The following is an 8,916-nucleotide window of genomic DNA, read 5'->3' on the forward strand; positions in this document are numbered from 1 at the left end:
GGGAGGGGTCAGCTGCCGTCGCGGTCCGCGGAGCCGCCGCGGCCGTTGCCGTTGCCGCCGCCGGTGAAGGTGTCGCGGAGCTTGCCGCCGACGGTCGCGGCGCCACCGGCCACGTCCCGCAGCAGGCCCATCAGAGGGTCCTTGCTCTCCTTGACCGAGGTCGTGTAGTGCTCGGCGGCGGCCTTCCACTGCTCGGTGACCGAGGTGTCCGGGTCGTCCGAGCGGCGCGGGTAGGCGCCGGCCAGGATCGAGCGGTAGTCCTCGCTCTCCGCCCACTTCTTCAGCTGGGCGACCCGCACCACCGCGAAGGGGTGGGTCTGCGGCAGCAGCTGGAGCACCTTGAGCACGCCGTCGCGCAGGTCGCCGGCCTTCTCGTACTCCTCGGCCTGCTCCAGGAAGGCGTCGACGTTCATCTCGGCCAGGTTGTGGCCGCCGGCCAGCTTCATCAGGGCCCGCATGGACGCCTGGAGGTCCTGCCCGGCGAGCAGGCCGGCCCGGTCGCTGGACAGCTCCGCCTTGCGGAACCACTCCTTGAGCGCGGTGATGATCGCGGTGATCGCCAGGTTGCCGAGCGGCACCCAGGCGATCCGGGTGGCGATGTTGGTGAGGATCATCAGCATCGTCCGGTAGACGGCGTGGCCGGACATCGCGTGGCCGACCTCGTGGCCGATGACCGAGCGCAGCTCCTCCTCGTCCAGCAGCTCGACCAGGCCGCTGGTGATCACGATGATCGGGGTGTCGATGCCGATGCAGTACGCGTTGACCGTCGGGTCCTGGGAGACGTACAGGTCGGGGACCTGCTCCAGGTCGAGCACGTAGGCGGCGTCGCGCACCATGTCGTGCAGCTCCGGGAACTGGCGCTCGGAGGTCTTCACGGCGGTGGCCAGGAACATCAGCCGGATCGCCCGCTCGGAGACCAGGCCCGCGAGCTTCTTCAGGATGTCGTCGAAGCCGGTCAGCTTGCGCAGCGCGACCAGGGCCGAGCGGTCCGCCGGGTGCTCCCAGGCCCGGGTGGAGATCCCGGGGAAGCGCTCGCGGCGTCGGCTCGGGGTCTTCGAGGTCGTGTCGGTCATGGTCTGAGTACCTCCTGGTCGACGGCGGCCGCGGCCCGCTGGCCCGCCCCCCGCTGGTCTTCGCCTGAAACGACTGTCTGTGCAACGTGCGCGGTTGCGTACTCGTCCCCGGGCTCAGCGTACGCGCGGTCCGCACGGTGGGCGGTGGGGCGGCGGAGGCGCGGGCGGGGCCCCGGACGGGGCTCCGGGCCGGGGTCCGGACGGGGGCGCCGGTGGGGGCGAGGGCGGGCCGGCGGCCGCGTCGCCGGGGCCGGTGGGCGCCGCCGGTGTGAGGCCGGTCTACCCTGAGGCCTGGACGACCGAGACCGGATCCGGCCGCGGTACCGAGCAGTTCGAGGAGCCCCCGCAGATGTCCACCGACACGCTTGTCAGCCTGGCCGCGCCCATCTCCGACGAGTCCGGCCCGGGCCTGTTCCTGCGGATCATCGTGGTCGCGTCCTTCGTGGGCATCGGCCTGCTGATCTGGATCATGGCCCGCGCCTTCAAGAACAACTAGGTCCGGCGGGCCCCGGGACCCCGGACCCGGTCGACGGCCCCCGCGGCGGCCCGGTCCGCGGCCCCGCGGCGGCCCGCGCTCACGCCCGGTCAGCGGCGGTGGGCCGCCGAGCGGTTGCGGTGTAACCCCCCGTACGATGACGGGTGGGCCCTCACCGGCCCGGAACAACCCCCAGGTCCGTTCACCGAGCCGAGAAGGTCCCGCCGACCATGAGCACTGCTGCCGCACTCCCCGTCCTGAACCTGCTCGCCGAGGGCGAGGGGGGCAACCACGACAGTCTGAACCCGGCCCTGACCGGTGGCGCCGCGCTGGTCATCCTGCTGGTCCTGCTCTTCATCACCACCCGCTTCAACCGGGACCGCTGAGCCCGGTCCTGGGGCGGTTCGGGGAGCGTCCGGCCACCGGCCGGCCGCTCCCTCACGCATCTCCGGAGAACCCCCACCCGGCCGTTCCCGCACCGTAACGGGTGTCGCGTAAGGTGTGGCGGCATGGGAGAGCAGGCCGGGAATCCCGGCGGACCGGAACCGGTGAAGAAGCGCCTCGGCGTGATGGGCGGCACCTTCGACCCGATCCACCACGGCCACCTCGTCGCCGCCAGTGAGGTCGCGAGCGCGTTCCACCTGGACGAAGTGATCTTCGTGCCGACCGGGCAGCCGTGGCAGAAGAGCGACCGGCACGTCACCCCGGCCGAGGACCGCTACCTGATGACGGTCATCGCCACCGCCGAGAACCCGCAGTTCTCGGTCAGCCGGATCGACATCGACCGCGAGGGCCCGACGTACACCGTCGACACCCTGCGCGACCTGCACGCCATGCACCCGGACGCCGACCTCTTCTTCATCACCGGCGCCGACGCGCTCGCCCAGATCCTGTCCTGGCGCGACTCCGACGAGCTCTTCTCGCTGGCCCACTTCATCGGATGCACCCGCCCGGGGCACACTCTGTCGGACGCCGGGCTTCCGGTGGGCGGGGTCTCCCTGGTGGAGGTCCCGGCGCTGGCCATCTCCTCCACGGACTGCCGCAACCGGGTCGCCAAGGGCGAGCCGGTCTGGTACCTCGTCCCGGACGGCGTGGTCCGCTACATCGACAAGCGGGCGCTGTACGCGCCGCGCGGGGACTGATCCGGGAGCGGTGCATGACTGATCGCAACGACGGCCGGCGGCCGGAGGACTGGTCCACCGGGCAGTACCAGCAGCCGTACCAGGGCTACCGGCACCCGCAGCAGGAGCAGCAGCCGCAGGCGCCGTCCCAGCCGCAGTCGCAGTCGTACGAGCAGCAGCAGTACGACCAGCAGTACGACCAGTACGGGCAGCCGGTGTACGGGCAGGACCCGTACGGCTACCAGCAGCAGGGCTACCAGGGGTACGACGGGTACCAGCAGGGCGGGCAGCTCCCGCAGCAGCCGCAGGCGCCGTCCCAGTCGCAGTCGTACGAGCAGCAGCAGTACGACCAGCAGTACGACCAGTACGGGCAGCCGGTGTACGGGCAGGACCCGTACGGCTACCAGCAGCAGGGCTACCAGGGGTACGACGGGTACCAGCAGCAGCCGTACCAGGCCGCCGCCCCGGTCGCGGCCGAGCCGCAGGCGCCGTCGTCACCCGGGGAGGCTCCGGCTCCGGCCTCGGTGGTGCCTCCGGCGGCCGAGGCCGCTGCGCCCGCCGGCCCCGCCGCCGCCTCCGCTGCCGCGCCGCCGCGTCCTCGGGTGCCCAGGCCCGCCGCGGAGATGGCGTCGGCCAAGGCGGCTCCGCCGTCCGAGCAGGTCGCCGGGGCGCGGGCCGGGAAGGCCGGCGGCAAGGCGCCCAAGGACAGCTACACCACGGGCGAGTTCACCTTCGTCGACGAGGAGGCGGAGGAGACCGAGGACGTCATCGACTGGCTGAAGTTCGCCGAGTCCCGCAGCGAGGTGCGCGCCGAGCGCCGCCGCAAGCTGCGCAACCGGCTGATCGGCCTCGGTGCGGTGGCGGCGCTCGCGGCCGCCGGCGTCGGCGGCTACCTCTTCCTCACCGGTGACAAGCCGACCGCGGCCGCCGCGGCGGGCGGGCGCCAGGTCAACGTCGTCCACCTGCGCGACCTCCAGGGCAAGGTGTCCAGCGCGCTGCTGGTCAACGACGCGTCCGGGAAGAAGGGCACGGTCCTGCTGCTGCCCGACACCCTGCGGCTGCCCGGCCCGGGGGACCCGCCGGTCACCACGATCGGCCAGTCCATGGACGGCATCGGCGCCTCGGCGACCCGCGAGGGCCTGTCCACCGTGCTCGGCGCCCCGGTGGCCGGCACCTGGCGGCTGGACACCCCGTACCTGGAGCTGCTGGTATCCCAGCTCGGCGGCGTCCGGGTGGACACCAACGCCGAGACCCACGAGGGCGGCAAGCCGGACGGCAAGCTGCTGTCCGCGGCCGGGAAGAACACCATGCTCAGCGGGAAGGCCGCCGTCGCGTACGCGACGCTGCAGAACCAGGGGGAGAACCGGGACGCCCAGCTGGCCCGGTTCGGACAGGTGATGGACGCCGTGGTGCGCACCATGCCCACCGAGTTCAAGGACGCCAAGGACGACGTGCACCGGATGAACGCGGTGCTCGACCCCTCGCTGCCCGAGGACGCCCTCGCCGGGGTGCTCGTCCAACTCGCCCAGCAGGCGAAGGACGGCCACTTCGGCACCACCGCGCTGACCGTCAAGCCGGACGGCAGCCTGGACGAGGCGACCGCGGGCAAGCAGGTCAAGGACGTGCTGGGCGGCACCGTGAAGTCCGCGGCCGCCGGCGACGCCCCGGCGCGGGTCGCGATCCAGGACTCCAGCGGCAACGACACGGCCGCCACCGCGGCGCAGGTCCAGATCGTCAACTCCGGCCTGACGTTCATCCCGGGCGGCGCCAAGGCCGCCCCGCAGGCCGCCAGTGAGATCCGCTACACCGACGACGCCCGGCAGGGCGCGGCCAAGTCGCTGGCGACCAGCCTCGGCCTGCCGGACACGGCGGTGAAGAAGGTGACCGGCGACACCCAGAACGCGGACCTGCTGGTCGTCCTCGGCAAGGACTACCAGCCGCCGAAGGGCCAGTAGGGCGACGGCCCGGACCGGGACGACCCGGCCCGGGGGCGACCGCACGGGCCCGGAGTGCCGATGGGGCCGGCCGTGCGGGCCCGGAACGGTGGTGGGGCGGCCCGGGCGGGCCCGGGAAATCGGTTCCGGGCCCGCCCGGGCGGCGTGAGATCCTGGAAGGCGACCCCGGCCGCGCGCCGGGGCGCCCCCAAGCCGCCGAGCCGGAAGAACACCGTGACCGTCACCGACCACAGCCAGCAGCTCATCACCGTCGCCGCGCAGGCGGCGGCCGACAAGCTCGCGCACAACATCATCGCCTTCGACGTCAGCGAGGTGCTGTCGATCACCGACGCCTTCCTGATCGCCTCCGCGAACAACGACCGCCAGGTCCGCTCGATCGCCGAGGAGATCGAGGACCAGCTGCGCGAGCAGCTGGACATCAAGCCGGTGCGCCGCGAGGGCGAGCGCGAGGGCCGCTGGATCCTGCTCGACTACCTGGACATCGTCGTGCACGTCCAGCACTCCGAGGAGCGCTCCTTCTACTCGCTGGACCGCCTCTGGAAGGACTGCCCCGAGCTGCCGCTGCCCGAGGACGCCCTGGCCTCGCGCAACCGCCCGGACGCGCACACCGACGAGGCCGGCAACGCCGTCGCGCCCGCCGACGACTTCGGCAAGCCCGAGGACCTGCACTGAGCCGGGGCGCGCGCGGCCCGCGCATCGTCTTCTGGCGGCACGGCCAGACCTCCTGGAACCTCGAGTCGCGCTTCCAGGGCAGCACGGACATCGAGCTGACCGGCCAGGGCGTCCTGCAGGCCCAGCGGGCGGCCAGGCTGCTCTCCGGGCTCCGTCCCGACCTGCTCATCTCCTCGGACCTCCAGCGGGCCCGGCGCACCGCCGCGGAGCTGGCCGAGGTCACCGGGCTCGACGTGCAGCACCACGAGGGGCTGCGGGAGACCTTCGCGGGCTCCTGGCAGGGCCTGACCAACGCCGAGATCCGCGAGCGCTTCCCGGAGGAGTACGAGGCCTGGGCGGCCGGCGAGCCGGTGCGGCGCGGCGGTGACGGCGAGCTGGCCACCGAGGTCGCCGACCGCTCGGTGCCGGTGGTCCTGGAGGCCGTCGGCAAGCTCCCGGAGAACGGCACGCTGGTGGTGGTCAGCCACGGCGGGACGATCCGCACCATGCTCGGGCGGCTGCTCGACCTGGAGCCGGCCCAGTGGGAGCGCTTCGGCGGGCTGTCCAACTGCTGCTGGTCGGTGCTCGGCCTGGGGGCGCGCGGCTGGCGCCTGCTGGAGCACAACGCGGGCACGCTCCCGCAGCCGGTCATCGGCGACGACACCTGATCCGCCGCCGCACCGGCTCGGGCGGCGGCGGTGCCGGGGGCCCTCAGGGGCCCTCGGCCGGGGCCGTGGCCCGGGGGCCCGGCCGGGGTTCGGCGGGGGCTCGGTGGGGGTCCGGCGGGGTTCGGAAGGGCGGATTTCGCAGTTCCGCCCCTGACCAGCTAGAGTCTTCCTCGTTCGCAGGGAAGGAACGCGGCCCGGAAGGGAAGCGGGAGATCCGGTGAGTGCGGGGCTATAGCTCAGTTGGTAGAGCGCTTGCATGGCATGCAAGAGGTCTGGGGTTCAATTCCCCATAGCTCCACTCCGCATCGGCGGTCGTGGTCAGCCAGGGTCGTCCGTGTCGCGGGGCTATAGCTCAGTTGGTAGAGCGCTTGCATGGCATGCAAGAGGTCTGGGGTTCAATTCCCCATAGCTCCACAGCAGTTCGGAAGGCCGTCACCCACTGGGTGGCGGCCTTACGGCGTTTCGGGCCCGCCTGCGGCCTTCCGGTCTTCCGGCCTTCCGGTCGTGTGGCTTGTGGTTTGTGGCGTGCGGCGGCCCGGGGCCCGAGGGGCCTCAGGTCTCGCAGACGTGGTCCCGGCCGCCCGGCGGCAGCGCGGCGAGCCGCTCGACCCGCTCCCGGTCCTCCGGCTCGGCCGGCACGTAGACCACGATGTAGCACTCCGGCACGCCCGGCATCGTCAGGTAGGTGGCGTTCAGCCTCAGCACCCCGACCTCCGGGTGACGGAACACCCGCAGCCACGGCTCCGGCGGCGCGACCTCCTGGCGGGCCCACAGCTCCCGGAACAGCGCGCTGCCCGCCGACATCCGCTGCACGTGCCCCTCCCAGGCCGGCTCGCCCACGTGCTTGCCGTACGCCGAGCGCAGCACCGCCACCATCCGCGGCAGGGTCTCCTCCCGGTTCTCGCACGGGTTGCAGCACGGCGGGGAGGTCAGCATGCACCAGAGGCTGTTGAACACCGCCCCGCGGGACGGGCGCAACCGGTCGGTGCCGAACATCGCGCGGTACGGGCCGTTGAAGCCCAGCACGTCGAACCGGGTGTTGGAGACCGCGGCCGGCAGCGGGGCCAGCGCGTCCAGGATCACCCGGATCGACGGCGACAGCTCCGGCGCCGCCGGCAGCACCCGCGCCGAGGAGGCCACCCCGGCCAGCCGGAACAGGTGCTCGTGCTCGGTGCCGTCCAGCCGCAGCGCCCGGGCCACCGCCAGCAGCACCTGCTCGCTCGCGTTGATCGGCCGCCCCTGCTCCAGCCACGTGTACCAGGTCACCCCGACCCCGGCGAGCTGCGCGACCTCCTCGCGCCGCAGACCCGGCGTCCGGCGGCGCAGCCCCGGCGGCAGCCCGACGTCCTCGGGGGTGACCCGCGCCCGGCAGGCCCTCAGGAAACGGGCCAGCTCGGTGCGCCGGCGGTCTCGCCCGCCGGCCGTGGCGGGAAGTTCCTCCAGGACGGTCATGGCCCCATCGTGCCGCAGCCCGCCCGGCCGGAACAGGTGCTGCCGGTACCAGGATCGGCAGGCTCTAACCACCAGTACCGGCGCCGCCCCAGGCTGACGGCCATGACGGACCTTCAGAGCCGGCCCCGCGTGGCCGGAGGCACCACCGAGGCCCGGGCGGTACGGCCCGGGCTGCTCCTCGCGCTCGTCCTGTGCGGGCAGTTCATGGCCATGCTCGACGTCTCCATCGTCAATGTCGCGGTCCCCACCATCCGAACCGACCTCGGCGCCTCCGGCGCCGCCCTCCAGCTGGTCATCGCCGGCTACACCATCGCCTACGCGGTGCTGCTCATCACCGGAGCCCGGCTCGGCGGCCGCTACGGCTACAGCCGGATCTTCCGGCTCGGCCTGGCCGTCTTCACCGCCGCCTCGCTGGCCTGCGGTCTCGCCCCGGCCACCGGCTGGCTGATCGCCTTCCGGCTGCTCCAGGGCGCCGGCTCGGCCCTGATGGTGCCCCAGGTGATGAGCCTGCTCCAGCGCACCTTCACCGGTGCCGCCCGCACCCGGGCGCTCGGCCTCCACGCGGCGGTGCTGGCCGGCGGCATGGCGTTCGGCCAGGTGCTCGGTGGCATCCTGGTCAGCGCCGACCTGTTCGGCAGCGGCTGGCGGCCGGTGTTCCTGGTCAACGTGCCGATCGGCCTGCTGCTGCTGGCGGCGGGCGCCCGGCTGCTGCCCCGGCTGCCCGGCGACGCCTCCCGCGGCTTCGACCTGCCCGGCCTGGTGGTGCTCGGCGCGGCCCTCGGCCTGCTGGTGGTCCCGCTCGTCCTCGGCCACGAGCTGGGTTGGCCCGGCTGGGGCTGGGCGATGATCGTGGCCGGCGCACTGCTGCTCGGCCTGTTCGTGGCCGTCGAGCGCCGGATCGCCCGGCGCGGCGGACAGCCGCTGATCTCCGGGCGGGTGCTGCGCGCCCCCGGGCTGCGCCCCGCGGCCGCCGGGCTGTTCGCGGTCATGGCGGCGTTCGCGGGCTTCACCTTCGCCTTCGCCCTGCACCAGCAGGCCGCGCTCGGCCACACCGCGCTGAGGGCCGGACTCTGCTCGGCGCCCTTCGCCGCCGGCTTCGGCCTGTCCAGTCTGCTCTGGCACCGGTTGCCCCAGCGGCTGCACCGGGCCCTGCCGGTGTTCGCCGGAGTGCTGCTCGGCGGCGGCTACCTGCTGCTCGGGCTGCTGCTCGGCGGCGGGGCGGGGATCGGCGCCGGGCCGCTGCTGGAGACGACCGCGCTCGGGATGGCCGCCGGCTGCGCGTACGCGCCGCTGTTCGCCCGGGCGCTCGCGGGGGTGACGCCCGAGGACGCGGCCGACGCCAGCGGCGTGATGGTGACGGTCATCCAGTTCGGCCAGGTGATCGGCGTCGCGGTGCTGGGCTCGGTGTTCCTGGGGCGGGTCGACCTGCCGGCGCCGGCCGCCGAGTCGGGGCCCGGGGAAGCGGCGCAGGTAGAGGCGGCGCCGGCCCAGGTAACGGCCGTCGTGCCCGTCGTGCCCGTC

General features: G+C 73.6%; 9 protein-coding genes and 2 tRNA genes. 9 read left to right on the forward strand and 2 right to left on the reverse strand.

Annotation, left to right across the window (positions count from 1 at the left end; all coding sequences use genetic code 11):
* Positions 1–8 precede the first annotated feature (8 nt).
* A complete protein-coding gene (locus AB0E96_RS34460; RefSeq protein ID WP_359829739.1) occupies positions 9–1,073 on the reverse strand; it encodes a M48 family metallopeptidase in 1,065 nt (354 codons plus the stop codon).
* Positions 1,074–1,422: 349 nt separating this feature from the next.
* Here AB0E96_RS34460 and AB0E96_RS34465 point away from each other — a divergent pair, with 349 nt between their 5' ends.
* The 8 genes from AB0E96_RS34465 to AB0E96_RS34500 all read left to right on the forward strand — a co-directional run bounded on the left by AB0E96_RS34465 (position 1,423) and on the right by AB0E96_RS34500 (position 6,357).
* Complete coding sequence (locus AB0E96_RS34465; protein WP_158077652.1) at positions 1,423–1,569, forward strand: hypothetical protein; 147 nt, start codon at positions 1,423–1,425, stop codon at positions 1,567–1,569.
* Between the two features lie 209 nt (positions 1,570–1,778).
* Positions 1,779–1,934 (forward strand): hypothetical protein, encoded by a 156-nt coding sequence (locus AB0E96_RS34470; protein ID WP_181970583.1) that lies wholly within the window; start codon positions 1,779–1,781, stop codon positions 1,932–1,934.
* A 123-nt stretch (positions 1,935–2,057) separates the two neighbouring features.
* A complete protein-coding gene (nadD, locus tag AB0E96_RS34475; protein ID WP_359829740.1) occupies positions 2,058–2,690 on the forward strand; it encodes a nicotinate-nucleotide adenylyltransferase in 633 nt (210 codons plus the stop codon).
* 14 nt (positions 2,691–2,704) lie between these two features.
* Entirely contained in the window at positions 2,705–4,624 is a 1,920-nt protein-coding gene (locus AB0E96_RS34480) for a LytR C-terminal domain-containing protein (RefSeq protein ID WP_359829741.1), read from the forward strand.
* A gap of 213 nt (positions 4,625–4,837) precedes the next feature.
* The gene (gene rsfS, locus AB0E96_RS34485) at positions 4,838–5,296 is read left to right on the forward strand and encodes a ribosome silencing factor (protein WP_224284631.1); all 459 of its coding nucleotides are present in this window, start codon (positions 4,838–4,840) and stop codon (positions 5,294–5,296) included.
* Positions 5,293–5,943: a histidine phosphatase family protein gene (locus AB0E96_RS34490; protein WP_359829744.1), complete on the forward strand. Its 651-nt coding sequence runs from the start codon at positions 5,293–5,295 to the stop codon at positions 5,941–5,943. Before rsfS ends, AB0E96_RS34490 begins: the two co-directional genes overlap by 4 nt.
* A 225-nt stretch (positions 5,944–6,168) precedes the next feature.
* Positions 6,169–6,241: transfer RNA gene (locus AB0E96_RS34495), tRNA-Ala, on the forward strand.
* Between the two features lie 43 nt (positions 6,242–6,284).
* Positions 6,285–6,357 (forward strand) — tRNA-Ala (locus tag AB0E96_RS34500).
* A 138-nt stretch (positions 6,358–6,495) separates the two neighbouring features.
* On the opposite strand, the gene AB0E96_RS34505 is transcribed toward AB0E96_RS34500, so the two are convergent.
* Positions 6,496–7,395, reverse strand: coding sequence for a helix-turn-helix transcriptional regulator (locus AB0E96_RS34505; RefSeq protein ID WP_359829742.1), 900 nt, complete (start codon positions 7,393–7,395; stop codon positions 6,496–6,498).
* A gap of 102 nt (positions 7,396–7,497) precedes the next feature.
* Here AB0E96_RS34505 and AB0E96_RS34510 point away from each other — a divergent pair.
* Positions 7,498–8,916: MFS transporter (locus tag AB0E96_RS34510; protein ID WP_359829743.1), on the forward strand; the 1,419-nt coding region annotated here is incomplete at its 3' end.

It is taken from the genome of Kitasatospora sp. NPDC036755 (genome assembly GCF_040636595.1).
Lineage (GTDB): Bacteria > Actinomycetota > Actinomycetes > Streptomycetales > Streptomycetaceae > Kitasatospora.